The sequence below is a fragment of the Rhodococcus huquni genome (genome assembly GCF_055231055.1).
Map to the genome: position 1 here is coordinate 1 of NZ_JBUYWE010000003.1, position 26,772 is coordinate 26,772.

Below are 26,772 nucleotides of genomic sequence, written 5' to 3' on the forward strand. Positions count from 1 at the left end.
CACACCGGAATCGACCATGGCGAAGAAACTATCGCGCGCCTCGTCCAGCTTCGACGCACATCCCGTCATCGCACATCACCCACACCTGATCAGGAGCCGTGGTGCATCGACCGGTTGACCCCGCCTCGATCGAACGAGTGTGACATTCGTCAGCTCGAGGGTTGTTCCCCCCGCGGCTGACCAATGTCACACCGGTTCGCGTGAGCTGAACCTGTGTGACATTGGTCGGAAAAGGGGTGGGGAGGGTTACGCTCGGGCAGTGACCGACTGGGCGGAACTAGCTGCTGAGGTGGCCGAGGACGTCCTGTTTCCCGTTGCGGACAGTGTCGACGTGGACGGCGAGATTCCGCCGAGCCATTTCGATGCGTTGGCCGCCGAGGGGTTCTACGGTCTCACCTCACCGGATTCGGGCGTCACGCCCGGCGTACTGGTCGAGGTAGTCGAAACCTTGTGTGGCGGTTGCCTCGCGACGGCGTTCACCTGGATGCAGCATCTCGGAGTACTCGCCAGACTTTCCGGCTCCGCCGCTGCCGAACTGCGCGAACGCTACCTCGCACGATTGGTCACCGGCGAGGTACGGGCCGGCGCCGCAATGACCGGCGCGGTCCCCGTACCGCCGACGTTGTGGGCGCGCCGAGTAGACGACGGCTATTTCCTCGACGGAGTGTCCCCGTTCGTCAGCGGCTGGGGACTCGTGGATGTTCTGCAGATCTCCGCACGAGACGAATTCGACGATTCCGTCGTGCACATGATCGTCCCTGCCACCGACACATCGGGCCTGACAGCCGAACTCTTGCCGCTCGTCGCAGTCCGTGGAAGCAATACCGTCCGGCTGACCTTCGACGACTTCGCAGTACCGGACACGGCGGTGAGCGCAATCGAGACTTCCGAGGAGTTCGACCGCAGCCAGGTCTTCGGTGTCTGGATGACCGGTTGCCTGGCGATGGGCGTGACGCGGCGGTGCATACGGGAACTGAGCGATCTCGGCGTCGACACCGACCCGTTCGAGGAGCAGGCTTCCAGGGCCCGACTCGATCTCGACGCCGGGCTCGACAACAGCGCGGACATCTCGCAAGCACGAGCGCGGGCATCCGAGCTGGCCGTGCGCGCCGCCGCGGCCTTGGTGGCGGCAACCGGCAGTACGGCCGTCGTCGGGAGCAACACGGCAGAGCGACTCATGCGTGAGGCCACCTTCACACTGGTCGCCGCCGGCCGACCGACCATCAAGTCGGCCCTGATCGACCGTTTCTCCCCGTCCTGACCCCGACGAACGCGACGCACGTCCGGTCGGATCGGACGAATGTCCCGTTCGTCCGTCGGTGGCTCCGTGCAGTATGGAACGGTGACCGATGTACTCGGCAGGTTCTCTGCCGCCACCAGGGAGTGGTTCGAGGGCGCTTTTCCCGCCCCCACCACGGCTCAGCTGGGCGCGTGGGAGTCCATTGCCGGTGGGTCCCACACCCTCGTGGTCGCGCCGACCGGCTCCGGCAAAACCCTGTCCGCATTCCTGTGGGCACTCGATCAGCTCGCGTCGGCCAAGCAGGCCACCGACCTCGACAAGCCCGCCGAGAAGGCACCGGCTCGAAAGACGAAGGTCCTCTACATCTCGCCGCTCAAGGCCCTCGGCGTCGACGTGGAACGCAATCTCCGCGCTCCGCTCGTGGGTATCACCCAAACAGCGAAGCGGCTGGGGATCGACCCGCCCGAGATATCGGTGGGGGTCCGCTCGGGCGACACCCCTCCCGCTACGCGCCGCAGCCTGATCAGCAAGCCCCCGGACATCCTGATCACCACCCCGGAATCGTTGTTTCTGATGCTCACGTCGGCGGCGCGCGAGACCCTGACGCAGGTCGACACCGTCATAGTCGACGAAGTACACGCGGTGGCCGGAACCAAGCGGGGCGCGCACCTCGCGCTGTCGCTCGAGCGCCTCGACCAACTCCTCGAGTCTCCGGCCCAGCGAATCGGCCTCTCCGCGACGGTGCGCCCCCGCGAGGAGGTCGGCCGCTTCCTGTCCGGGACTGCGCCGATTCGTATCGTGGCGCCGCCGGCTCCCAAGACCTTCGACCTCACGGTGCAGGTCCCCGTCGAGGACATGACCGAACTCGGGGTCGCCGAGCCCGACGAGAATTCCGAATCTCCGACACCGCAGGCCGGCTCCATCTGGCCGCACGTGGACGAACAGATCGTGGACCTTGTCGAGAAGCATCGCTCCTCGATCGTGTTCGCGAACTCCCGTCGTCTGGCCGAGCGACTCACGGCTCGGCTCAACGAGATCCACGCCGAGCGCAGCGGCGCGATCATCGACCACAACCAGAAGCCGGCATCCCAGATCGGCACGCCGTCGGAGGTCTCCTACGGCGCCGAATCGTTGCTGGCTCGGGCGCACCACGGGTCGGTGAGCAAGGATCAACGTGCGCTCATCGAGGACGACCTGAAGTCCGGCCGGCTCCGATGCGTGGTGGCAACCAGCAGCCTCGAACTGGGAATCGACATGGGCGCAGTGGATCTCGTCATCCAGGTGGAGGCACCCCCGTCGGTATCCAGCGGCCTCCAGCGAGTCGGACGTGCCGGCCACCAGGTCGGCGAGATCTCCCGCGGCGTCGTGTTTCCCAAGCACAGAACTGATCTGGTGCATTGCGCGGTGACGGTCGAGCGCATGGTGTCTGGGCAGATCGAGGCCCTCGCGATACCGGCCAACCCACTCGACATTCTCGCTCAGCACACGGTCGCGGCCACCGCACTCGAACCGATCGACGTCGACGACTGGTTCGACACCGTCAAACGCAGCGGCTCGTTCGCCACCCTCCCCCGCTCCGCGTACGAGTCGACTCTGGATCTGCTCGCCGGTCGCTATCCCTCCGACGAGTTCGCGGAACTGCGCCCCCGCGTCGTCTGGGACCGCGACGCCAACACCATCACCGGCCGCCCCGGAGCTCAGCGGCTCGCGGTCACGTCGGGCGGAGCCATACCGGACCGCGGCCTGTTCACGGTGTACATGGTCGGCGAGAAAGCTTCGCGCGTAGGTGAACTCGACGAGGAGATGGTGTACGAGTCGAGGGTCGGAGATGTCTTCGCGCTGGGCGCGACGAGCTGGCGAATCGAGGAGATCACGTTCGATCGGGTTCTGGTCAGCCCCGCGTACGGACAGCCCGGTCGACTCCCGTTCTGGCACGGCGACGGACTCGGGAGGCCCGCCGAACTAGGCGAGGCCCTCGGAGGCTTTCTGCGGGAGGTCTCCCTCGGCCACGAAGACGAGGTTCGGGAGCGGTGCGCTGTCGGCGGCCTCGACACCAACGCAACCAACAATCTGATCCAACTGGTGAACGAACAGAAGACGGCAACCGGCCATGTGCCTACGGACCGCACTCTTGTCGTGGAACGGTTTCGTGACGAGTTGGGCGACTGGCGGCTGATCCTGCACTCGCCGTACGGACAGCGGGTGCACGCACCTTGGGCGCTCGCCGTGAGCGCACGGCTCAGCGAGAGGTTCGGGCTCGACGCCAACGCAACCGCCTCGGATGACGGCATCATCGTGCGATTGCCGGACACGGACGACGACCCACCCGGCACAGCGTTGTTCGCATTCGACAGCGACGAGATCGACGACATCGTCACCGAGGCAGTCGGCGGCTCTGCGCTTTTCGCGTCCCGATTCCGTGAGTGCGCGGCCCGCGCTCTCCTCCTCCCGAGGCGCAACCCCGGCAAGCGTGCTCCGCTGTGGCAGCAACGGCAGCGCTCTGCCCAACTTCTCGACGTCGCGCGGCGCTATCCCACGTTTCCGATACTGCTCGAGACGGTCCGTGAGTGCCTGCAGGACGTGTACGACCTTCCCGCACTGAAGGAATTGTTCGTCGGCCTTGGACGCCGTCGGATACGGATCGTCGAAGTGGAGACGCAGTCGCCCTCACCCTTCGCCGGCGCCCTTCTCTTCGGGTACGTGGGCGAATTCATGTACGAGGGCGACAGTCCTCTGGCCGAACGCCGAGCCGCCGCGCTCTCCCTCGATTCGACTCTGTTGGCGGAGTTGCTCGGCCGTGTCGAACTGCGCGAACTCCTCGATGCCGACGTCATCGAGCGGGCGGAGCTCGAACTCCAGCGTCTGGTTCCGGAACGGAAGGCCAAGGACCTCGAGGGTGTGGCGGATCTGCTTCGAATGCTCGGTCCCCTCACCACCGAGGAGGTGCGTCAGCGCGCCACGGATGATCCCGAGCCCTGGCTACACGAACTGGCGTCCGCCAGAAGAGCCCTGAACGTGTCTTTCGCGGGACACGATTGGTGGACGCCGGTAGAGGACGCGGCGCGGCTGCGGGACGGCCTCGGCGTGCCGCTGCCCATCGGGGTTCCGTCCGCGTTCATCGAGCCGGTGGAGGACCCTCTCGGTGACCTGATCAGCCGGTTCGCTCGCACGCACGGGCCGTTCGCGCTGTCGGAGGCGGCTGGGCGATTCGGTATCGGAATCGCTGTCGCACGAGACGTTCTGCATCGCCTCGCACTCGACAAGCGCGTCACCGAGGGTGAATTCAGGCCCGGGTCCACCGGTAGCGAGTGGTGCGATTCGGAAGTGTTGCGGCGGCTACGGCGGCGGTCGCTCGCGGCTGCCCGCCAGGACGTGGAGCCCGTCGGCACCGCGGCCCTGGGCCGCTTTCTGCCCGGTTGGCAACACGTGGGCGGCACCCTTCGCGGTATCGACGGGGTCGCCACCGTGGTGGAACAGCTTGCCGGTGTTCCTGTCCCGGCGTCGGCCCTCGAATCCCTCGTGCTGCCGGCCCGCGTCACCGACTATTCACCGACGATGCTCGACGAGCTCACCGCCACCGGCGAAGTGGTGTGGTCGGGGGCGGGCTCGATCTCGGGGAAGGACGGCTGGGTGCGGCTTCAACCGGCGGACGCTGCGCCGCTCACCCTGACCGGCCCTGCCGATTCGGACCTGACCGACCTGCAGACCCGGATCCTGGATTGCCTTGCCGGCGGCGGCGCCTACTTCTTCCGACAGTTGGCCGATGCAGTCGAGTCGGACGACGATTCGGCGCTGTCGACCGCACTGTGGGATCTGGTGTGGTTGGGGCACATCACCAACGACACTCTCGCCCCGCTGCGTTCACTCCTGTCGGACACTTCGCGTGCCACACCCAGCCACCGTTCGCCGAGGCGGCCTCCGCGCGCTCGCCCGTACCGGACGATGGCACTGCCCTCCCGTGGCGGACCGCCCACGGTGAGTGGCCGGTGGTCACTGCTCCCCGGGATCGAATCAGACGCCACCGTGCGCGCGAGCGCGACCGCGGAGATGCTCCTCGAGCGGTACGGGGTGGTTACAAGAGGTTCTGTGATGAACGAGAACGTTCCCGGTGGATTCGCTTTGATGTACAAGGTTCTCGGCACGTTCGAGGACAATGGGCGCTGTCGTCGTGGACATTTCGTGGAGACGCTCGGCGGCGCACAGTTCTCGACACCGCACGTGGTCGATCGCCTCCGCACCCACGCGGACTCGCTGGAGGGGCGCCACACCGGCAGTCCTGCCCTCACCTTGGCTGCGTGCGATCCCGCCAATCCGTACGGCGCCGCCCTGCCGTGGCCCACCCGCTCGGGCGACGGTCCTGCCCATCGACCGGGACGAAAGGCCGGCGGTCTCGTGGCACTGGTCGACGGCGATCTGGCGCTGTTCGTGGAGCGCGGAGGCCGTACGGTTCTCACCTTCTCCGAGGACCCCGGCGTTCTCCGCACGGCGGCGGCAAGTCTTGCGGAGGCGGTGAAACGAGGCGGCATCGACAAACTCGTCGTCGAGAAGGTGGACGGAGAAACGGTGCACGGCAGTGATTTCGCACCGATTTTGACCGAGGCAGGCTTCTCCGCAACGCCCCGCGGATTCAGGTTGCGGTCCTGACATGCCGGAGGGCGACACGGTCTGGCGGACCGCCAACCTGTTGCGCGACGCCCTCGCCGGAGACGTCCTGACCGGCTGCGATATTCGTGTTCCCCGTTATGCGACAGTCGATCTCACCGGTGAAGCCGTCGATCAGGTGGTCAGCCGCGGTAAACATCTCTTGATTCGCGTGGGCGCGGTGTCGGTCCACACACACCTGAAGATGGAAGGAACGTGGCAGGTGTATCGCCCCGGCGAGCGTTGGCACAGGCCCGCACATCAGGCGCGCATCGTGCTGACGACCGAGCGGCGTGAAGCGGTCGGGTTCGCCCTCGGAATCACAGAGGTCGTCCGCCGCGATCACGAGGACGACGTCGTCGGGCACCTCGGCCCGGACCTGCTGGGTGACGACTGGAACGTCGAACAGGCCGTCGCGAATCTCACTGCGGCGGGCCCCGAACCGATCGGACTGACACTCGTCGACCAGCGGAATTTGGCCGGCATCGGGAACGTCTACCGCAACGAGGTGTGCTTCCTCCGTGGGGTTCATCCGCTCACTCCCACCACCTCGGTCGCGGACCTGAATGCAATGGTGAAGCTGGCACACCGAATGATGAACGCCGACAAGCAGAATGTGATTCGAAGGCGGCCCTGGGTGTACGGGCAGGCGGGACGGCGGTGCCGTCGTTGTGGAACGAGAGTCGAATCGATCGACCTCGGCGGGCAACAGATGTGCTTCTGCCCGCACTGTCAGCGCTGAGGTGCGCCGAGAACGTTCGTCGGTGGCCCCAGCGGCGGCGGACGACGAGTACGGCGGTGACCGAACAACCACGCGATGCCGTCCGGCACCCACAGAACCGCGGCGGTGGCGATGGTCAGCAGGTAGGTCGGCGCAACGAGCGGCAGTATCAGGCAACCGAGTAGGGCCACCGAAAAGTCCTTACGCCACAGCAGGGCCGTCACAATGGGTGCAATCAGCAGAGCGAGTGCAAGCCCGGGATGCCCGCTCACGATCGCCACCGGTATCCCGACAACCCAGCACAGCATTCCGAGAACGTGCTGCGCGATCAAGAGATACCGCAGGTACCGCGTGAACTCCCAGTACCTGCCGACTTCCACACCGACCCAGAACAGCAGGCTCCGGAACGGTCCGACGCCTTCGTCCAGGAGGGCGAGCCGGAACAACTCGTCCGCGCGGCGACGCAGGCGCATTCCGTCCGAGCCTGCGGCCCGAGCCTGATCGCACAGATCGTCGTGCATGACGGCCGGCAACAACTGTCGTCCGTACGGGGTGAGCAGGCCGCGCAGCGGAGCGGGCACCGAAGCCAGGTCGGTACGAAGGGTGCAGGGCAAGCAGTTGGGGACGTCGATAACGGTCTCGCCGTGGACGTACACGAACTGGTCCTCGAGCCGAAAGTATTTGTGATCGAGCACCCGAAGACGCGGCTGTGGCCTGCTCGCGTCGTGCACCGACACCTGGAACGGCATGCTGACCTCACCTCCGGTCGGGCCGATTGGCCTCCATCACCAGATTGACGCAGTGTGTCACCAATTGATCGCGCGTTGCGGAGATTGCACCGTCCAGGTATCCGATGAACAGATTCGTCAGGGCACCGACAACACCTACCGCGACGAGTTCCTTGTCGACCGGATCGGTCACGGCCGAGAGTTGGTCGTGCACGAGGCCCACGAATCCGGGCATCAGTTCGAGACCGCGCCCACCCAACGCCGGTTCGGACAGCGGAGCGACCAGAAGCACTCGGCCCATGGCGGGATCGTCGACCATCAGTTTCACGAACGCGTCGACGGCCGCCGCTGCTCTCTCACGTGTCGACGACGCGGCCGCAACCGCGGCAACGAGCGCGCTGCGTCCCGTTTCTCCCACTTCGGCGTACACCGTCCTCACGAACTCGTCACGGTCCGTGAAGCTCTCGTAGAAGTACCTCTCGGTGAGGCCGGACGTGCGGCACACGGCCCGCACACTCACGGCAGGGCCGTCCTTCGATCCGAGCAGCGCGATTCCGTTCGAGAGCAGCGCTGCTCTGCGCGTCTCCCGCCGTTGCGCGAGGGTCACCGCGATACCTCCGAAGACTATTGACTACGAGCGTTGTCAATCCTAGTCTGACAACATGCGTAGTCAGCCAGCGGACGCAAACTCGCCGACGCCTCCTGGGTCCGATTCCCCGACCCCACTCGGACCCGATTCCCTGACGTGGAAGTACTTCGGCGACTGGCGGGGCATGCTTCAAGGGCTGTGGGCGGGTTCGATGCAGAACATGCATCCGGGTCTCGGAGCCGGCGTCGAGGAGCACTCACACTTCTTCGACGAGCGCTGGGAGCGACTGTTCCGTTCCCTCTACCCCATCGGCGGCGTCGTTTTCGACGGCGACCGCGCGCAGGCCACAGCCGAACAGGTTCGGGGCTATCACGACACCGTCAAAGGCGTCGACAAGCACGGCCGCCGCTACCACGCGCTCGACCCCGACACGTTCTACTGGGCACACGCCACGTTCTTCATGGGCACCATCGTCACCGCAGAGAACTTCATGGGCGGCCTCACCGAGGCGCAGAAGCGGCAGCTGTTCACCGAGCACATCCAGTGGTATCGGTTGTACGGCATGAGCATGCGCCCGGTTCCGGAAACGTGGGAAGACTTCCAGGCGTACTGGGACCACATGTGCCGCAATGTCCTCGAAGACAACAAGGCGACCAGGGACGTGCTGTACCTGTCGACGATCGGTCCGCCGCCGTTTCTCACGTGGCTCCCCGAATCCGTGTGGTCGGTCCTTCGCTATCCGATCGCGCACGGATTCGTCTGGCTCACGGTGGGAATGTACGACGAGGCGGTGCGGGACCTTCTCGGATTCACCTGGTCGGCCCGCGACGAGCGACTGCACCGTCTCGTCGGCAAGGCTGTGAACAGCGCCTTCCATCTCGTGCCCGTCCGAATGCGTAGGCATCCGAGGGCACGCGCGGGGTGGGACCGAGCGAACGGCCGCAGCGCACCCGACGCCGCACTTGTGCACACCCCTGCACGAAATCTGCCGCCTGTCGGCCGCCGCGGAGAACCGACCCACTACAGCCCACCCGTGAGCGGCTGACGAGTCCGGAGACTCGCTATCCACGCACGGGCGCTACATGCCATCCTTGAATCATGTTTGCCCGAGTGCAACCACTCTCCGTCGAACATGCCGCTGGGCGGATCAGCGCATACGTCTACGGCAACATCCTGGTGCTCGCCGCACTCATCCCGGTAACCCGGTCTCAGGAGACCTTGGGAATCGCAGTCGTGCTCGGCGCAGCAGTGTCCACCTTCGTGGCCCACGCCTTCGCGGAGATGGTCGGCCAGAACATCCGCACCGGGATGCAGTTGGATCGAGCCGAACGCCTCGCCGAACTACGCGACGGAGTGCCGATTCTGACGTCCGCGTTCGTCCCCATCGCGATCCTGGCCACGGCAGGCTTCGGGTGGTGGGAACCGCGAACCGCACAGCTGGTGGCCGAGGGCGTGATGGTGGTGCGCATCGCCTCGATCAGTTACGTGATCACCAGGGTGCGCGGCGAAGGCGTGCAGTTGTCCACCCACCTCGCCGCGTTCGCGCTGGCGCTGGTCGCGACCTTGATCGTCACCTTCAAGATTCTTCTGACGCACTGATCGCCGGTTCGAGAAGCTCCACCCGCGATTCCGGCGCCGCCGCTCGCAATGCGTCCGCCGATTCGTCGTCCGGCTGGGCCTGCGAGAGCACCTCGGCTTCCACGCGGGCTCGGTAGAACTCGACCTCTCGATCGATCTCGTCCTGGCTCCACCCGAGCACCGGTGCGACGAGGCAGGCGACCTGCTCGGCGCAGTTCACACCTCGATGCGAATACTCGATCGCGATCCGAGTACGACGGGCGAGGATGTCGTCGAGGTGCAGTGCACCCTCGGCGGCAGCGGCATACACGGCCTCCACCTGGAGATATGCGGGCGCATCGGTGAGCGGCTGCAGAAGCTCCGGCTTGCCCTCGGCCAGATCGAGCACCTCGCCGATCAACGAGCCGTACCGGTCGAGGAGGTGCTTGATCCGGTACGGGTGCACACCGTGGACCTGACCGAGGTGGACGGTCTGATTCACGAGGGCGAAGTACCCGTCCGCACCTGCGAGCGGAACCTTCTCCGTGATCGAGGACGCCACTCGTGCGGGAATGTCGTCCGCAGCCAGATCCACCGCGTCCTCGGCCATGACGCGGTAGGTCGTGTATTTGCCGCCCGCGATGGCCACCAGGCCTGGCGCAACTCGCGCAACCGCATGCTCGCGCGACAACTTCGACGTCTCGTCGCTCTCCCCCGCAAGCAGCGGACGCAACCCGGCGTACACGCCGTCGATGTCGTCGTGGGTCAGTGGCGTCACCAGGGCCTTGTTGACGTGCCCGAGCAGGTAGTCGATGTCTGCCTTCGTGGCCGCGGGGTGCCCGAGGTCGAGGTTCCAGTCGGTGTCGGTGGTCCCGATGATCCAGTGCCCGCCCCACGGGATGACGAACAGCACCGATTTCTCGGTGCGGAGAATGATGGCCGCATCGCTGACGATTCGGTCACGGGCCACCACGATGTGGACGCCCTTCGACGCGCGCACCCGGAATCGTCCGCGCTGGTGCGACAACTCCTGGATCTCGTCGGTCCACACACCCGTCGCGTTGATGACGACGTGGCCCTTCACCTCGGCCGTTCGACCGTCCTCGCAGTCGCGAATCCGCACGCCGGACACTCGATCCGCCTCGCGAAGAAAGCCGACCACCTGTGTCGACGTGCGCACGACGGCTCCGTAGTGGGCCGCCGTCCGGGCCACGGTCATCGTGTGACGCGCGTCGTCGACCACCGTGTCGTAGTACTGGATGCCGCCGATCAGCGAGCCTCGCTTGAGGCCGGGTGCCATTCGCAGCGCACCCGATCGGGTGAGGTGCTTCTGCGCCGGAACCGATTTCGCCCCGCCCATCCGGTCGTAGAGGAATATCCCGGCCGCCATGTACGGCCGCTCCCACACACGATGCTCGAGCGGGAACAAGAATTTCAGTGGCTTCACCAAGTGCGGGGCCAGGGTCGTCAACGACAGTTCACGCTCGCGGAGCGCCTCTCGCACGAGACCGAACTCGAGCTGCTCGAGGTAGCGCAGACCGCCGTGAAACATCTTGGACGACCGACTCGACGTGCCCGCGGCGTAGTCGCGAGCCTCGACAAGGGCGACCTTGAGACCGCGGGTCGCGGCATCGAGGGCCGCTCCTGCGCCCACCACGCCGCCACCGATCACGATCACGTCGAAGGTCTCGGTTCCCAGCGCGCCCCACGCAGCGTCACGCTGGCTGGGACCGAGGAACTGAACACCTGGCTGATTACTCAACTCGTACTCCTGTGAGTTGGCGGCGGATTCTCGACCAGGCTAGTAGCTTCGTGCGTGTGATTCAGTACATCGCTTCGATAGACCAGGGCACGACGTCGAGTCGCTGCATGATCTTCGACCACGACGGCGCGGTGGTGAGCGTCGCCCAGAAGGAGCACGAACAGGTGTTCCCGCAGGCTGGTTGGGTCGAGCACGACCCGAAGCAGTTGTGGATCAACACCCGAGAAGTCACTGCTCAGGCGCTTGCCAAGGCAGACCTGAAGGGTGACGAGATCGCCGCCATGGGAATCACCAATCAGCGTGAGACCACGGTCGTCTGGGACCGCAACACCGGCGAACCCGTGTACAACGCGATCGTGTGGCAGGACACCCGAACCGATCGCCTGTGTGTCGAACTCGGTGGCGAACATGGTCCCGATCGCTACCGCCGCGAAACCGGTCTGCCGTTGTCCACGTACTTCGCCGGACCCAAAGTGCGATGGATTCTCGACAATGTCGAAGGTGCGCGTGAAAGAGCAGAGGCAGGTGATCTCGTGTTCGGCACCGTCGACACGTGGATCCTGTGGAATCTCACCGAAGGTACGCACGTCACCGACGTGACCAACGCGTCACGCACCTTGTTGATGAATCTCGAGACTCTCGACTGGGATCCGCAGATCTGCGCGGACTTCGGTATCCCCATGTCCATGCTGCCCGAGATCCGCAGCTCGTCCGATATCTACGGAACCGGCCGCGCGCGCGGGCCACTCCCAGGAGTCCCGGTCGCCGGGATTCTCGGAGACCAGCAGGCAGCGATGTTCGGGCAGGCATGTCTCGAGGTCGGCGAAGCCAAGAACACCTACGGCACCGGAAACTTCCTGCTGCTCAACACCGGAACCACCCCGGTACACAGCGAGCACGGATTGCTGACCACGGTCTGCTACAAGATCGGCGACGAGCCGGCCGTGTACGCGCTGGAGGGTTCGGTCGCTGTCACCGGTTCGCTGGTCCAATGGCTTCGAGACAATCTCGGAATCATCCGTTCCGCCAAGGACATCGAACCCCTTGCCAAGTCGGTCGACGACAACGGCGGCGCATACTTCGTTCCCGCCTTCTCCGGATTGTTCGCACCGCGTTGGCGGCCGGACGCGCGTGGGGTCATCGCCGGTCTCACCAGATACGTGAACAAGGGCCATCTTGCCCGGGCCGCCCTCGAAGCGACCGCCTACCAGACCCGTGAGGTCATCGACGCGATGCGCGCCGACTCCGGAGTCGAACTCGCCGCCCTCAAGGTGGACGGCGGCATGGTGGTCAACGAGACCCTCATGCAGTTCCAGGCCGACATCCTCGGCGAGTCCGTCACGCGCCCCGTCGTCAACGAGACGACAGCCCTCGGCGCCGCTTACGCCGCCGGTCTCGCCGTGGGGTTCTGGGAAAGCCAGGACGACATTCGCCGTAACTGGCAGGCCGGCCAGACTTGGGAACCCGCGATGGAAGACGCTGAACGCGAGCGGCTCTATGCGGAGTGGAACAAGGCCGTGGAGCGCACCTACGACTGGACGACGGACCCCGCGCCCGAGCCGTCTTCCGAGCCGTCGTAGGCCTCACGAAGCCTGCGCACGGCGTCGCGCAGAACGTCCTCGGGACTCGTCGCGAAACACAGTCGTAGCTGACTTCTCAGGTCTGCTCCCACTCCGAATGCGACTCCCGGCACGAAGGCCACCCCGTGCTCGATGGCGGTGTTCAGCAACACGGACGAGTCGACGCGTCCCTCACCGTGGGGTTCGCCGTCGAACTCCATCCAACAGAACATCCCACCGACGGCCGGTGACACGGTCGCAATCCCTGCGAATTCGCTCTCGACCGCTGCCACCAGCGCTTTCGCCCGCACTCCGTATCGCTCTCTGAGATCGGTGAGGTGCCCCGCAAGCCACTGCTCGTCCGAGAGGAGCCCCGCAGCCACGAGTTGGGTCAGCGACGACCCGCACAGGTCCGCCCCTTGCTTGAGCAGTTCGACAGCTCGGCAGACATCGCGGTCCCCGTGCATCCAACCCACTCGCAGCGCGGGGGCGAGGATCTTGGACGCGCTGGACAGACGGATGACCCGATCCGAATGGGTCGCGACGGGCGCGGGTGTCGGAGCGTCGAACCACAGCTCACCGTACGGATCGTCCTCGATCACCCAGAAGCCGTAGCGGTCTGCCAACTGCGCCAACCGGACACGACGGTCCGCCGCGAGAACCACGCCTCGCGGGTTGTGGAAGTTCGCGACGGTATGGACGACCGCCGGCCGCAGTCCCGATTCCAGCATCGACTCGAGTGCGGACGTATCCATCCCGTCGCCGTCGAGGGGCACGCCGACGACGTTCGCCTCGGCGGTCCGGAAGACCTGCAGCGCACCGGTATATGCAGGATCCTCGACGACTACGGTGTCGCCCGGATCGAGCAACACCTGAGCGAGCAGACTGAGCGCCTGTTGCGAACCGTGCGTGACCACCACATCCGAGGATTCGATGGTCCGGCCCAGGCGCGCGCCTTCCCGCTCCGCCAGAACCTCGCGAAGAGCGCGTAGTCCGGTCGTCTCGCCGTACTGCACCGAACTCGGGTCGCCGAGAACCGTGTCCATTTCCTGCCTGATCCGATCCCGCGGAATGAACTCCGGATCAGGCAGGCCGCCCGCGAGACTGACGATGTCCGGGCGGGCGGTGAGGGTCAGCAGATCGCGAATCGCGGAACTCTGCAACCCATCCATCCGGCGGGCAAGGGCGGGGGGACGAGAAGAAGGCACGAGGGCTCCCAGGAGGTCGTTCGAAGTACACCCTGGCCGTCCTGGGTCCACGGGGCGGGAAGAGCGCCGGAGGGTCGATCGGGTGGTGCCGACCGTACTCCGACTATCCCACCCCGTTAACCAAGATGTGAAATCGTCGTCCCAGATATCGGGACCTTGCCGGTATGGAGATCAGTCCAGATCGTCGTGACGCATCAACTGACGAGCAGCCTCGGTGATCGACCCCGTCAGCGACGGGTACACCGAGAAGCTGTGGGCCAAGTCGTTGACCGAGAGATTGTTCTGGACCGCGATGGCGATCGGCAGGATCAGCTCGGAGGCCGTCGGAGCCACGACCACACCACCGATCACCACGCCGGTGGCGGGACGGCAGAAGATCTTCACGAAGCCGCGGCGCAGCCCCGACATCTTCGCGCGGGGGTTCGTGTTGAGAGGGAGCATCACCGTACGAGCGGGAACCTCGCCGTCGTCGATCGCCGACTGGCTCACGCCGACAGTCGCGATCTCGGGACGGGTGAACACTGCGGAGGCAACGGTTTTCAGCTTGATCGGGCTGACACCTTCGCCGAGTGCGTGATACATCGCGATGCGTCCCTGCATCGCAGCGACCGAGGCGAGCGGAAGCAAGCCGGTGCAGTCGCCCGCCGCATAGACACCGGAAACCGTCGTCCGGGACACCCGGTCCACCCGCAGGTAGCCGCCCTTGTCGAGTTCGATCCCGACCTTGTCGAGTCCCAGGTTGTCGGTGTTGGGTACGGAACCGACGGTCATCAGCGCATGGCTGCCCTCGACGGTGCGGCCGTCGGCCAGTTTGGCGACGATGCCGTCCTCCGTGCGCTCGACGGACTCGGCGCGGGCGTGCTTCACGAGCGTGACACCACGTTCTGCCAATGCGTCCTCGAGAACGAGGGCCGCGTCGGCATCTTCGTTCGGCAGTACCCGATCACGGCTGGACACGACGGTGACCTTCACACCCATCTCGGTGTACGCCGACACGAACTCGGCGCCGGTGACACCCGAACCGATCACGACGAGGTGCTCGGGAAGCTCGTCGAGGTCGTAGAGGTCACGCCAGGTGAGGATGCGCTCGCCGTCGGGCTCGGCACCCGGGATGATGCGCGGGCTGGCGCCGGTGGCGATCAGCACCACGTCGGCGTCGATGGTGCGCTTCTCGCCGTTCCCGAGCGTCGCGCAGACCTGATGCGCTGCCATGCCGAGCTCCGGGTCCGTCAACTCGGCCGTTCCGGACAGCAGTTCGACCCCGACGCTCTGCAGACGAGCGCGGATGTCGGAGGACTGCGCCTGGGCCAGGCTCTTCACACGGGCGTGGATCTGCGGAAGCGCGATGGTGGCCTGCGACGGATCGAGGCTGATTCCCAGGTCCGTGGCGCGTCGCATGTCGGTGCGCACACCGGTCGACGCGATGAAGGTCTTCGACGGCACACAGTCGAACAGAACACAGGCACCGCCGATGCCGTCCGAATCGATCAGCGCGACAGTGGCCCCGTATTGCGCGGCGACGAGAGCTGCCTCGTAGCCTGCGGGTCCGCCACCAATGATCACGATCCGGGTCATCTGTCCTCCAAGTCGACTGGCCCACCGGGGTCTCCGGTTCGGGCTCACGCTATTGCAGCGATACTGCGCGCACCACGTTACTAGGCACCGATTAGGCTTTCCGCCGTGTCGATCTACGCCGCCTACGGGTCCAACATGCATCCGGAGCAGATGCTGCAGCGCTGCCCCCATTCACCGACCGCGGGCACAGGTTGGCTGAACGATTGGCGGCTCACCTTCGGCGGCGAGGACATCGGCTGGGAGGGTGCTCTCGCCACCGTGGTGGAGGAACCGGGTGCGCAGGTGTTCGTCGTGCTCTACGACGTTCCAGAGGAGGACAAAGCCCGCCTGGACAGGTGGGAAGGATCGGAACTCGATATCCACCGCAAGATCCGGGTTCGGGTCGACACGGCCGACGGGCCCGTGCTGGCGTGGCTGTACGTGATGGACGCCTACGAGGGCGGACTCCCCTCCGCCCGCTACCTCGGCGTGATGGCCGACGCCGCCGAGATCGCCGGAGCACCGGCCGACTACGTCCGCGACATTCGTACCCGCAACAGCCGCAACGTCGGGCCGGGCACCGAATAGCGCAGCGCTATCGCCCGCCGCCCAACGCAAGCCCGGTGAGCACTCGCACACCGACTTCCAGGGCGCGCTCGTCCAGGTCGAACGTGGGCTGATGGATGTCGAGCTGATCGCCTCGGCCCGACCACACACCGAGACGGGCCATGGCGCCCGGAACCTCCTCCAGGTACCAGGAGAAGTCCTCGCCCCCGCCCGATTGTGGAGTGTCCGCGAGCGCATCCGGTCCGACGCCGCGGATTGCATCCTCGAACATCCGCGTGGACACCTCGTCGTTGACGACCGGCGGAACGCCACGTCGATAGTTCAGCTGGTAGCCGACCCCGGTCGGCGCGAGCAGTCCGTCCACGATTTCGCGAACCAGTGGTTCGAGAAGCGCCCAGGTCTCGTGGTCACCGGTCCTGACCGTCCCGGCGAGCATCCCGGTCTGCGGAATCGCGTTCGCGGCCTGACCCGCGTTGACCGCGCCCCACACCATCACCGTGCTGGTGCGCGGATCGATTCGCCTACTGAGCATTCCGGGTAGCCCGGTCACGACCGTGCCGAGGGCATGCACGAGGTCAGCGGTCAGGTGTGGCCTCGACGTGTGTCCGCCGGGCGACTCGAGCACGAGTTCGACGGTGTCTGCGGCGGACGTGATCGCGCCGAGCCGCACACCGACGCGGCCCGCTTCGAGTCGTGGATCGCAGTGCAGCGCGAAGATTCTGGACACACCTTCGAGCCTGCCTGCGGCGACGACGTCGAGCGCTCCGCCCGGCATCACTTCTTCGGCAGGCTGGAACACCAGCCGCACGCCCACCGGGAGGTCCGGGATCTCGCTCAGCGCGAGCGCTGCTCCCAGGAGGATCGTCGTGTGCGCATCATGGCCGCACGCGTGGGAGACACCCGGCACCGTCGACGAGTACGTCGCGCCCGTCAGCTCCTGAAGCGGAAGGGCATCGATGTCGGCGCGGAGAGCGATCCTCGGTCCGGACGTCGGGCCGAGATCGCACGTCAGACCTGTGCCCTTGGGAAGAACCTGCGGTGACAATCCGGCGGCGGCGAGCCGCGTTGCCACGAATTCGGTGGTCGCGTACTCGCGCCGCGCGAGCTCGGGATTGGCATGGATGTGCCGACGCCACTGGACGAGGTCGTCCGAATGTGTCCGGATCCATTTGTCGACTGCCGCATTCACCGAGCATCGACTCCTTCCAGCAGTCGTTGTCGCTGCCTGTCGTCGGTTGCCGCCCGGATCACCGTTTCTGCCAGCGCCAGTGCGCCGTCGATCACCGCGCGGTCCGCGGAGTCGGTGATGCACGCCTTCGTGAACTCCGGCTGATGAGTGACGGCGCCGCCGGAATCGAGCCCGATGACGGGATGTATGCCCGGCACCACGTTGGTGACGTTGCCCATGTCGGTGCTGCCGAGAGGACGCGCCCGTTCCCACTCGACCGGCAGCGGGGTGCGGCCCAGTCCGGACACCACATCGCGATACGTGTCCGTGAGCCAGGTGTCCGGCGTCAGCTCCGCGTAGGTCGGCGAGATGGTCCTGATGCTGTGTGTGCAACCGGTGGCCAGCGCGCCGGCGCTGAAACAGGCCTCGGCGCGCTCGGTCAGTTCCGACAGCGCGTGGGATGTCTCCGCCCGCAGGTAGTACAGCATTTCCGCGTGTGCGGGCACGATGTTCGGGGCGGTCCCGCCCGCGCTGACGATGCCGTGGATCTGGGAACCCGGTGCGAGGTGCTGACGCAGCAGACCGACGGCGACCTGCGTGACCGTTGCCGCGTCAGCCGCGTTCCGCCCGAATTCCGGGGCGGCCGAGGCGTGCGCTTCCCGGCCGGTGAACGTGACCGCGATGTCCGACAACGCCAACGACGTCGCACCCACGATGTCGATCGGGCCGGGGTGGACCATGACAGCGGCCGCGACGTCCGCGAACACACCACGCTCGAGCATCAGGACCTTGCCGCCACCACTCTCCTCGGCGGGGGTCCCGACGACCCGCACCGTGATGCCGAGCCGATCGGCAACGGCAGCGAGCCCGATTCCGGCACCCACCGCCGACGCCGCGATGATGTTGTGGCCGCAGGCGTGACCGATCTCGGGGAGCGCGTCGTATTCCGCGCACACCGCGACAACCAGCTCGCCATTGCCGTAGCTCGCCTGAAAAGCGGTGGGCAGGTCGGCAGTGCCGGTCTCCACCTCGAAACCGCGTTGCTTCAGCAGGTCCGTGATCTTCGCGGCACTGCGGAACTCTTCGAAGGCCAACTCCGGTTCACGGTGGATCGAATGGGACAGCTCGATCAGGTCCGCCTGGGCGGACCGAATTGCCGCATCCACATTCGATTTCACGAGCTAATTCTCTCACCCGAAGCTGAAGTTGCTCTTGTCCGTGACGGTCGCGAGCGCGGTCAGGACGTCGGCGTGGATGCCTTTCTTGATACCTGCAAGGTTGTCGCCACGGGTCGAGGTCAGTGCGCCCGCGCGCTCGACCGCAGCGGCGAGCACCTGATCGCCGTCGACCGCAGCGTCCGCGATTCCGGCCGCGACGGCGTCGTGACCGCCGAATCGCCGACCGGTGACCATCGCCTCGACCGCGGTCTGCTTCGGCAGGCGCGAATTGAGCAGCGCGGACATTCCCACGGTGAACGGCATGTTCAGAGTCACCTCGGGCAGGCAGTAGAACCCGCGGTCACCGCGCACGACCCGGAAGTCGTGGGAGGAGGCCAGCATGGCGCCCGCACCGAAGGCATGGCCCTGCACAGCGGCGATCGTGGTCATCGGAAGTGTCAGCAGCCGGGTGTACACGGTGTGCACCTTGTCCAGGTACGCCGGAAGATCCGCGAGGTTCGCGAAGATGTACGTGGTGTCCAACCCGTTGGAGTAGAACTTGCCGGTCGCGGTCGTGACGAGAGCCGCCGGGCCCTCACTTGCCTCGACCTTGTCGAGCTCGGCATGAACCGCGTCGACCCAGTCCGGGTGGAAGCGATTCTCGTTGTCCGTCTCGCCCTCGTTGCCGAGATACAGGATGAATACGTCACCGTCACGCTCGAGATAAGGCATGGGTGGAAGACTATCGCCCCATGGGAACGCATGACGCCGCGGCCACCGCGATTGCCGAGCAAACCGGCTGTGAGAGGCACTCCATCGCCATCGTCCTCGGCTCGGGTTGGCAAGCCGCCGCAGACCGGATCGGAACGCCGGACTCCGAGATCCCGATGCACGAGATTCCGGGTTTCGCTCCGCCGTCCGCAGCCGGACATTCGGGGACCGTCCGATCCGTGTCGGTCGGCGACAACCACGTGCTGGTACTCCTCGGGCGCACCCACGCATACGAAGGGCACGACCTCGATCGAGTCGTGCACCCCGTTCGCGCGGCGATCGCTGCCGGTGCGGACACGATCGTCCTGACCAACGCTGCGGGCGGAATCCACACCGACTACTCGGTGGGACAGCCCGTGCTCATCAGCGACCACCTCAACCTCACAGCCCGCTCACCACTGCGCGGAGCCGAATTCGTCGACCTCGTCGACGCCTACTCCCCCGAACTGCGCGCGCTCGCGCGCGACATCGACCCCACCCTTCGAGAGGGTGTGTACGCGGGCCTGCCCGGACCGCACTACGAGACTCCGGCGGAGATTCGAATGCTCCGCACCATGGGCGCCGACCTCGTGGGCATGTCCACCGTTCACGAGACCATCGCCGCCCGCGCACTCGGCGCGCGCGTGCTCGGAATATCGCTGGTCACCAATGCCGCGGCCGGGATCACCGGCGAGCACCTGAATCACGAGGAGGTCCTGGCGGCCGGGCAGGCTTCGGCCACGCGAATGGGCGACCTCCTCCGTCGGTTGGCGTCACGGCTGTGAGCCTCGATGGGGACCTCCGGATGCGGGTGGACTCCTGGATCGACGGTGACCCCGATCCTGGTTCGCGTGCTCGCATCGCCTCGGCCACCGACGACGAACTCCGTGAATGGTTCTCCGCTCCATTGGCATTCGGTACCGCAGGGTTGCGCGGCCCGCTACGCGCGGGCCCCAACGGCATGAACACCGCTGTCGTGGTGCGGACCACCGCCGCGATCGCCGCGTGGCTGCGGGACCGCTGCCTCGGGGGTGGCACCGTCGTGGTGGGTCGCGACGCCCGTCACGGCTCCGAGGAGTTTGCTGTCGCAACGGCCGAAGTACTCGCTGCCGCAGGCTTCGAGGTGGTGCTTCTGCCCCGCCCGCTGCCCACTCCGGTCGTCGCCTTCGCCGTCCGACATCTCGGCGCCGTGGCCGGCATTCAGATCACGGCGTCGCACAACCCGGCCGGCGACAACGGGTACAAGGTGTACCTCTCGGGTGGGGCACAGCTGATTCCGCCCGCCGACCGCGAGATCGAATCGGCGATCGCCGACGTCGGCCCGGCAGTCGCGGTGCCTCGCACCCCGGTCACCCCCATCGGCGACGACTTGATCGAGAACTACCTGGACCGCGTTCGATCGTTGCCCACCGGGCCCGACCGTTCCGTCCGGATAGCGCTCACCGCCATGCACGGTGTCGGCGGCGGCACCTGTGTCGCGGCACTGCACGCGGCCGGATTCGACGACGTCCACGTCGTCACGTCTCAGTTCGAGCCGGACCCGGATTTCCCGACCGCACCCTTTCCCAACCCGGAGGAGCCCGGCACCACGGATGCTCTTCTCGCATTGGCCGCAGACGTCGACGCGGACATCGCGATCGCCCTCGACCCGGACGCGGACCGATGCGCCGTCGGCGTCCCCGGCCCGGAGGGTTGGCGCATGCTGACCGGCGACGAGACCGGTGCATTGCTCGCGGATCACCTGCTCGCGGCGGCGCCCCCGAACTCGTTGGTGGCCAACACGATCGTCTCGTCCCAGCTGCTGTCCGCGCTGGCCCCGGCGCGCGGCGGACGCTACGCCCGCACCCTGACCGGTTTCAAGTGGCTCGTGCGCGCGGGGGACGGTCTGGTCTACGCGTACGAGGAAGCGATCGGCCACTGCGTCGACCCGGACTTCGTCCGCGACAAGGACGGGATCTCCGCCGCCGTGGTGATCGCCGGCCTCGTCGCGACCCGTAGAACGCAGGGTGCCACGCTGCTGGGCTCCCTCGACGATCTGGCCGTCGAGTTCGGCGTCCACGCGGGGGCACAGGTGGCGAAACGCGTAGACGATCTCACGGAGATCGAGGCGATGATGAAACGCCTACGCGCCGAACCACCCGCCGCACTGGCAGACCGGGCCGTGACGGTCGTCGACCACCTGGCGGTACGCGGGCCGCTCCGAACGGATGCGGTGGAACTGGTGGGTGACGGAATCCGAGTCGTCGTGCGCCCGTCCGGAACCGAACCGAAGGTGAAGGCGTATCTCGAGGCGATCGTCCCCGTCTACGAGCGGGACGGCCTGACGAACGACCGTGCACGAGCGGAAGCAATCCTGGACGAGCTTCGAGCGTTCGCCCGAGCACTCTGATACTCGGAACCAGACTCAGAACAGCGCGGACTGGACTGCGGGCAGTGTCGACGAGTACTCGCCGAATCGGACCCGGCGTCCTTTCAACCGGGCGAGGTCGACGACGTACGACGCGTCTCCGATACGGGCGATGGCCGCCTGGCCCACACACGCATCCACGGTGAACCCGTGTGCGCCCGACGACAGGTCGTCGGGGTACTCGATTCTGCTGCCGCCCGACAGGTCACGAAATCCCGCGACCCGCCACGATTCGTCCACCGTCCGGAAGGTCGATTCGTCCGGTTCCGGGGAGAGCATGTCGCGCACGCGATGCGCCAACGAGGCAGTGGACTCCTCGAGCCGCGCCGTGTCGACGGGTAGGGCGAGAGCCGCCGCCTTCGCCGACGACCGCACGGCCTGGCGTACCTGCAACTCGTCCGTCACCCGATCCTCGAGGACTCTGATCACCTTGCCGTCGCACGCCCACGCGACGTAATGCGCGCAGATCGCTCCCTGCTCGGCGAGCCTGCCCCACTTACGTGTGTCCGCCGCGGTTCCGACCTTGTGAACGCCGTTGGCGAACGTGGCGATGTAGAGCCAATGCGGCTGCATCACGTGCTTTTCGAGATCGGGAGAGACGAACCCGCTGCGGTGGATCATGTGTACGAAACGGAAGCCGTCCTTCGATTCGCATTCGGCGCACTGGGACCCGACGTCCACCGGCGACTGCTTCGGACACGCGACGTACTCGGAACGTCCGTCCACACCGAACGCGACACGTCCGGTACACCAGCGCCCCGTCCCGAGCACCTCGAAACCGATCCGGGCACCGCGCAGGTCGATGTACTCGACCTGTCTCGTCGACACGTCGACGGTGCGCAGGCGAGGGTCGCCCTCGGTCGACGGCCAGGCCACCCCGAGGACGAGTGACGTACTCAGCGCGGTCCGAACTGGCGATCCCCGGCGTCTCCCAGGCCGGGAACGATGAAGGCGTTCTCGTCGAGGCCCTGGTCCACCGTCGCGGTGATCAGACGCACCGAATGCCGCGACTTCTCCAATGCGGCGACGCCCTCGGGCGCCGCAACGACACAGACCGCGGTGATGTCGGTGGCGCCGCGCGCGGCCAGCAGATCGATGGTGTGCACCATCGATCCGCCCGTGGCCAGCATCGGATCGAGCACGTAGACCGGTATGCCGGCGAGATCGGCGGGCAACGATTCCAGGTAGGGCACGGGCTGATGTGTCTCCTCGTCACGCGCCATACCCACGAATCCGACCCGGGCCTGCGGCACGAGTGCGCTGGCCTGCTCGACCATGCCCAGGCCTGCCCTGAGCACCGGGACCAGGAGCGGTGGGTTCGACAATCGAACACCGTCCGCCACCGCAACGGGCGTCGCGACGTCGAAGTGCTCGACGGGAGCCTCGCGCATGGCCTCGTACACGAGCATGTGCGTCAGTCTGCGCAGTGAGGCACGGAATGTGGCATTGTCGCTCCGTGAGTCGCGCATGGTCGTCAGGAGGGCCGCCGCCAGCGGATGGTCGACAACGTGCGTGTTCATGAACGCAGAATAGTGGGGCGTCGGGCAGAATCTCGTCGGGGACGACGATAACGTCGGACGGATCGAGCGATTCGGTGACACCGGAAGACACCGCAGGGGGTGGGACCGGGGTGGAACCGAACCGACGTCGTCGACGTCCAATAGAGTGAGACGATCAATTCGACCGGGGGATTCACATGACCGAACTATCGGTGTCGACCGACGGCGTTACCGCTTTCGGTGCAACGGCTGCTTCGATGGCCGCCGAGATGACTGCGGCAGCGGCCGGGGCCGCAGCGGCGGGCCCGATGCTTCTCGGTCCCGTGTTCGGCGTCATCGGGGGCGACTTCGTCGCTGCCTTCGCCACGGCACACGCAGCGCACACCGCGTCCATCGCGGAGTTGTCCGGCGTACTCGGGAGCATCAGCACGGCAGCCGGAGTCAACGCCGCCGGCTACGTCGCGACCGAAGCGAGCAATGCCGCCGGTCTCGGTGCGGTCGGATCGGAACTCGCCTGATCATGATTCCTATCGATCTCCTCACTCGGCCGCTCATGAGTCTCCTCGAGTCGTTCGGCAGCGGGGTCCTGCCCGCCGGTAACCCGGCCGACGCGCTGCGCTTCTCCTCCTCCGCCATCGATTCGGTGCACTCCACCGGCAAAGTCGGTATCAGCAACGTCAGCGGCGCGTGGCAGTCCGATGCGGGCACCGCCGCGGTCGACAAGGCGGAGCAGGTGCAGAAGTCGTCGATCGGAGTTTCCGATCGCGGCAACGACATCGCGACAGTCGTCGCCGAGGCTTCCGAGATCGTGCGCGCCGGAATGGCCGAGCTCCAGGGCATCCTGCAGTCGTTCATCAACATCGCGGTCGCCGCCGGCCCCACTCTCGCCACTCCCCCCGGCCAGGCGATGATCATCGCTGCAGCCGTCGAGCACCTCGGCCAGGCGCTCGTCGTGGTCGGCCGGGTTCGAGCCGAGCTGAGCGCCGAGACCGCGAAGATGACCGCTCTCACGCCCGCCGAGCAGGTGCCTGCCGACGCGTCTCCCGCCTCCACCTCGTCCGCGGCCGCCACGTCACCGGCATCCGCGGCGTCCGGTGGAACCGAGGCAATCACCAAAACCGTGTCCAGCGCAGCCAACTCGGGCACACAGTCCATCTCGGGATTGATGGGCGGCGGGTCCGGCGGCAGCGGCCGGTCATCCAGCTCACGTAGCTCCCGCAGCGGCGCCGACTCGCTGATGGGAGACAAGAGTTCCGGTCGCGATCGCGACGCAGCGGGAGCCGACGGCGAGGGCGTCGAGGTCGTACTTCCCGATGGCAGCACCGCCGTCGCCCCCAACAAAGAAGCGGCCGAGGCCGTCCGAAACGCACTCTCTCAACAGGGTGTGCCCTACGTGTGGGGCGGCACCACACCCAACGAGGGTCTCGACTGCAGCGGCCTGACCCAGTGGGCCTACGGCGAGTCCGGAGTGGAAATCCCTCGTCTCGCCCAGGAACAGAATGTGGGCACCGCCGTCGATCCCGGCGACCTCATGCCCGGCGACCTCGCCGTCTGGGACGGCCACGTTGCAATGGTGATCGGCAACGGCCAGCTCGTCGAGGCCGGCGACCCCGTTCAGGTGGGCTCGATCCGCACCACCAACAGCGGCATGGGCTTCCAAGGCTTCTACCGTCCGACCGAATGACAGGAAACATGTTCCCTCCCACTCCACCCCCCGCCGGCGCCACCGCCGCCGTCGGCAATCGCTCCGGCACCCTCGCGGTCCGCACCACCGAACAGGGGCTCCCACTCGAAGTCCGTATCGATCCCCGCGAACTGCGCTACGGCGCTCAGCGTCTGGCCGACGAGATCCTCGAACTGTGCCAGCGCTCGGCGATGGAAGCAGGAGCACGGCGACGAGCCGAACTCGAACGAGACGGCATGCCGAAAGACGTTCTCGATCGACTCGGCCTGCCCACCCGCGCCCAAGTGGCCGACGCCCAGCGGCACCAGGACGAAGAAGAGCACGCCCCTACGAGTTGGATGCGACCGGTATGAGTGAAAGCCAGATGGATGCGATAGTCGGCCGCGCGACCGCGCAGGTCAATCTTCTCGAAGACGCCCTCGCAGGCCTGCACCACATCAAAGCCCGCGCAACGAGCAAAGACGACGAGGTCACCGCCGAGGTCGACGGAAACGGAACACTCGTCGGCCTCTGGATGAACGATTCGGTCACCAAGCTCGACGCTCGAACCGTCGCAACCCTGGTCACAGAAACTTCACAGGCTGCGGCCACGCTCGCATCGGAGCAGCGCATGCAGGTTCTCACCCGGCTACAGGACTCTTTCGAGAGTCCGGAGGCATGACCCGGGTATATCTTTGCGCTCGAGCTAGATAGGCTTCCCGCCATGGCTGGAGACATCGTGCCGATCGAACTCGGTCTCACCGACGGCGACCTCGTAACCCTGTGGGCACCACGTTGGCGTGAGGGCGACGACGAGTGGGAAGCATTCCTCGGTCACGAGGACGACCTCTACGGATTCGAGTCCGTCGCCGAACTGGCCGCATTCATCCGGACCAACGACGACAACGACCTCGTCGACCACCCCGCGTGGAAGGTCGTGGCCGGGCTGTCCGCAGCAGAGTTGGAGCCCGACGAGAACTTCTCCTTCGACCTGGTCGGGGTACCGGAGTTGGCTGCCGGCGACCCGGACACACTCACGATCAGCGAGCTCGAAGACACACTCAACATGGTTCGCAACATCGGTGAGGTGTGCGAACTCGCTCCGGTCCTGAAATTCTTCGGGTCCAACCCGGCATTCGGCGCGCTGCCCTCGGGGACATCTGCGTTCCAAGGGCGGGACGGCGAAGAGCTCTGGACTCAGATCGGCTCGGCGATCGTCAAGGGTTGGGACGACGTCCTCGACGCCGTCGACGGCGTCATCGCCACGCCCGAGGTGGACGCCGACGCGGTATCCGTTGCCGAGGCGGAGTTGGTTGCGGCCGACGAGAACACGGTCGACGTCGACGATGCTGCAGACGAATCCGACACCGACGACGAGTTCGTTCCGCTCGATCTCGACGACAGTGACGACGAGGACGAAGACGATGACGAGTTCGAAGAAACCTTCTGGACCTCGGTCGGGGTCGATCCGATCAAGATCATCACGTCCTCCGAAACATACTTCACGCTGCGGTGCTACCTGGACGACGATGCACTCTTCCTCGGTCGCCAGGGTGTGATCTCGGTGTTCTCGTCCGAGCGTGCGCTGGCGCGCTACCTGGCGGACAACTCGGACCACGATCTCTCGCAGGTCAGCACGTACGACGAGATTCGGATCGCCGCGGTCGACGGATCGCTCGACGTCGAGGTCACCGACGAGAACGTCTACGTGCTTCCAGGTCTCGCCGACGATCTGGCTGCCGGCCCCAAACAGGTCGATCCCGACCAGTTGGACTTGGTGGTCGAACTGTTCACGGATGCAGCGGATTTCGCCGACGACGAGTCGGTCGACTCCGCACTGGCGGTCTCCACTCCCCTGGGTTGGTACGTCTCGTTCGTGCTCAATCCCGACCCCACCCGCATGGCGCCCTCCGCACCGTTCGACGACGAGGCCGAGTTGTGGCGTGAGCTCGAGCGCAGCTTCGAAGCGCGACTTCGCCCCGAGTAACCGGCCACGGTAGGC

24 protein-coding genes are annotated in these 26,772 nt (G+C 66.3%); 14 read left to right on the forward strand and 10 right to left on the reverse strand.

What is annotated here, in order from left to right; genetic code table 11:
• Positions 1-259: 259 nt before the first annotated feature.
• Genes ACZI8R_RS06515 through ACZI8R_RS06525 form a run of 3 tightly spaced genes read left to right on the forward strand, consistent with a single transcriptional unit; the run spans position 260 to position 6,623 of the window.
• Complete coding sequence (locus ACZI8R_RS06515) at positions 260-1,261, forward strand: acyl-CoA dehydrogenase family protein (protein WP_463378784.1); 1,002 nt, start codon at positions 260-262, stop codon at positions 1,259-1,261.
• Positions 1,262-1,300: 39 nt separating this feature from the next.
• Positions 1,301-5,884, forward strand: a complete 4,584-nt coding sequence (locus tag ACZI8R_RS06520; RefSeq protein ID WP_463378785.1) for an ATP-dependent helicase — start codon at positions 1,301-1,303, stop codon at positions 5,882-5,884.
• A 1-nt stretch (position 5,885) separates the two neighbouring features.
• On the forward strand, positions 5,886-6,623 hold the full coding sequence (locus tag ACZI8R_RS06525) for a DNA-formamidopyrimidine glycosylase family protein (RefSeq protein WP_463378786.1): 738 nt from the start codon (positions 5,886-5,888) through the stop codon (positions 6,621-6,623).
• Here the strand turns inward: ACZI8R_RS06525 and ACZI8R_RS06530 are convergent.
• Complete coding sequence (locus tag ACZI8R_RS06530; protein WP_463378787.1) at positions 6,614-7,351, reverse strand: DUF1353 domain-containing protein; 738 nt, start codon at positions 7,349-7,351, stop codon at positions 6,614-6,616. The two genes, ACZI8R_RS06525 and ACZI8R_RS06530, sit on opposite strands and share 10 nt — an antisense overlap.
• A gap of 7 nt (positions 7,352-7,358) precedes the next feature.
• Positions 7,359-7,937, reverse strand: a complete 579-nt coding sequence (locus tag ACZI8R_RS06535) for a TetR/AcrR family transcriptional regulator (protein ID WP_463378788.1) — start codon at positions 7,935-7,937, stop codon at positions 7,359-7,361.
• Positions 7,938-7,992: 55 nt separating this feature from the next.
• On the opposite strand from ACZI8R_RS06535, the gene ACZI8R_RS06540 reads away from it, so the two are divergent.
• Together ACZI8R_RS06540 and ACZI8R_RS06545 are read left to right on the forward strand one after the other, a co-directional pair.
• Positions 7,993-8,964 (forward strand): oxygenase MpaB family protein, encoded by a 972-nt coding sequence (locus tag ACZI8R_RS06540; protein ID WP_463378789.1) that lies wholly within the window; start codon positions 7,993-7,995, stop codon positions 8,962-8,964.
• 53 nt (positions 8,965-9,017) lie between these two features.
• Entirely contained in the window at positions 9,018-9,518 is a 501-nt protein-coding gene (locus ACZI8R_RS06545; protein WP_463378790.1) for a hypothetical protein, read from the forward strand.
• On the opposite strand, the gene ACZI8R_RS06550 is transcribed toward ACZI8R_RS06545, so the two are convergent.
• The gene (locus ACZI8R_RS06550) at positions 9,496-11,238 is read right to left on the reverse strand and encodes a glycerol-3-phosphate dehydrogenase/oxidase (RefSeq protein WP_463378791.1); all 1,743 of its coding nucleotides are present in this window, start codon (positions 11,236-11,238) and stop codon (positions 9,496-9,498) included. The two genes, ACZI8R_RS06545 and ACZI8R_RS06550, sit on opposite strands and share 23 nt — an antisense overlap.
• Before the next feature lie 56 nt (positions 11,239-11,294).
• Between ACZI8R_RS06550 and glpK the strand changes: the two genes are divergently transcribed.
• Entirely contained in the window at positions 11,295-12,818 is a 1,524-nt protein-coding gene (gene glpK, locus ACZI8R_RS06555; RefSeq protein WP_463378792.1) for a glycerol kinase GlpK, read from the forward strand.
• On the opposite strand, the gene ACZI8R_RS06560 is transcribed toward glpK, so the two are convergent.
• Together ACZI8R_RS06560 and ACZI8R_RS06565 are read right to left on the reverse strand one after the other, a co-directional pair.
• Positions 12,767-13,969, reverse strand: a complete 1,203-nt coding sequence (locus ACZI8R_RS06560) for an aminotransferase-like domain-containing protein (protein WP_463379267.1) — start codon at positions 13,967-13,969, stop codon at positions 12,767-12,769. The two genes, glpK and ACZI8R_RS06560, sit on opposite strands and share 52 nt — an antisense overlap.
• Positions 13,970-14,176: 207 nt before the next feature.
• On the reverse strand, positions 14,177-15,580 hold the full coding sequence (locus tag ACZI8R_RS06565) for an NAD(P)H-quinone dehydrogenase (protein WP_463378793.1): 1,404 nt from the start codon (positions 15,578-15,580) through the stop codon (positions 14,177-14,179).
• Positions 15,581-15,685: 105 nt separating this feature from the next.
• Here ACZI8R_RS06565 and ACZI8R_RS06570 point away from each other — a divergent pair, with 105 nt between their 5' ends.
• Entirely contained in the window at positions 15,686-16,147 is a 462-nt protein-coding gene (locus ACZI8R_RS06570; protein WP_463378794.1) for a gamma-glutamylcyclotransferase family protein, read from the forward strand.
• Positions 16,148-16,154: 7 nt separating this feature from the next.
• On the opposite strand, the gene ACZI8R_RS06575 is transcribed toward ACZI8R_RS06570, so the two are convergent.
• From ACZI8R_RS06575 to ACZI8R_RS06585, 3 genes are read right to left on the reverse strand one after another with little or no spacing between them, the layout of a single operon-like run.
• Positions 16,155-17,315 (reverse strand): M20 family metallopeptidase, encoded by a 1,161-nt coding sequence (locus tag ACZI8R_RS06575; RefSeq protein WP_463378795.1) that lies wholly within the window; start codon positions 17,313-17,315, stop codon positions 16,155-16,157.
• Complete coding sequence (locus tag ACZI8R_RS06580; protein WP_463378796.1) at positions 17,312-18,472, reverse strand: M20 family metallopeptidase; 1,161 nt, start codon at positions 18,470-18,472, stop codon at positions 17,312-17,314. The genes ACZI8R_RS06575 and ACZI8R_RS06580 overlap by 4 nt, the downstream gene beginning before the upstream one ends.
• Positions 18,473-18,484: 12 nt before the next feature.
• Complete coding sequence (locus ACZI8R_RS06585; protein ID WP_463378797.1) at positions 18,485-19,183, reverse strand: enoyl-CoA hydratase-related protein; 699 nt, start codon at positions 19,181-19,183, stop codon at positions 18,485-18,487.
• Between the two features lie 20 nt (positions 19,184-19,203).
• Here ACZI8R_RS06585 and ACZI8R_RS06590 point away from each other — a divergent pair, with 20 nt between their 5' ends.
• A complete protein-coding gene (locus ACZI8R_RS06590) occupies positions 19,204-19,986 on the forward strand; it encodes a purine-nucleoside phosphorylase (RefSeq protein ID WP_463378798.1) in 783 nt (260 codons plus the stop codon).
• A gap of 20 nt (positions 19,987-20,006) precedes the next feature.
• On the forward strand, positions 20,007-21,590 hold the full coding sequence (locus tag ACZI8R_RS06595) for a phospho-sugar mutase (protein ID WP_463379268.1): 1,584 nt from the start codon (positions 20,007-20,009) through the stop codon (positions 21,588-21,590).
• A 15-nt stretch (positions 21,591-21,605) separates the two neighbouring features.
• Here the strand turns inward: ACZI8R_RS06595 and ACZI8R_RS06600 are convergent, their stop codons facing one another.
• A complete protein-coding gene (locus tag ACZI8R_RS06600) occupies positions 21,606-22,484 on the reverse strand; it encodes a DUF2797 domain-containing protein (RefSeq protein WP_463378799.1) in 879 nt (292 codons plus the stop codon).
• A 20-nt stretch (positions 22,485-22,504) separates the two neighbouring features.
• The gene (gene upp, locus ACZI8R_RS06605) at positions 22,505-23,128 is read right to left on the reverse strand and encodes a uracil phosphoribosyltransferase (RefSeq protein ID WP_463378800.1); all 624 of its coding nucleotides are present in this window, start codon (positions 23,126-23,128) and stop codon (positions 22,505-22,507) included.
• A gap of 176 nt (positions 23,129-23,304) precedes the next feature.
• Here upp and ACZI8R_RS06610 point away from each other — a divergent pair, with 176 nt between their 5' ends.
• The 5 genes from ACZI8R_RS06610 to ACZI8R_RS06630 are packed head-to-tail and all read left to right on the forward strand — an operon-like array spanning position 23,305 to position 26,757.
• A complete protein-coding gene (locus ACZI8R_RS06610) occupies positions 23,305-23,625 on the forward strand; it encodes a type VII secretion target (protein WP_463378801.1) in 321 nt (106 codons plus the stop codon).
• A gap of 2 nt (positions 23,626-23,627) precedes the next feature.
• Complete coding sequence (locus ACZI8R_RS06615; RefSeq protein ID WP_463378802.1) at positions 23,628-24,791, forward strand: C40 family peptidase; 1,164 nt, start codon at positions 23,628-23,630, stop codon at positions 24,789-24,791.
• An 8-nt stretch (positions 24,792-24,799) separates the two neighbouring features.
• Complete coding sequence (locus tag ACZI8R_RS06620; protein WP_463379269.1) at positions 24,800-25,144, forward strand: hypothetical protein; 345 nt, start codon at positions 24,800-24,802, stop codon at positions 25,142-25,144.
• Positions 25,141-25,452 (forward strand): YbaB/EbfC family nucleoid-associated protein, encoded by a 312-nt coding sequence (locus tag ACZI8R_RS06625; protein WP_463378803.1) that lies wholly within the window; start codon positions 25,141-25,143, stop codon positions 25,450-25,452. Before ACZI8R_RS06620 ends, ACZI8R_RS06625 begins: the two co-directional genes overlap by 4 nt.
• Positions 25,453-25,494: 42 nt before the next feature.
• The gene (locus ACZI8R_RS06630; protein ID WP_463378804.1) at positions 25,495-26,757 is read left to right on the forward strand and encodes a primosomal protein; all 1,263 of its coding nucleotides are present in this window, start codon (positions 25,495-25,497) and stop codon (positions 26,755-26,757) included.
• Positions 26,758-26,772: the final 15 nt, after the last annotated feature.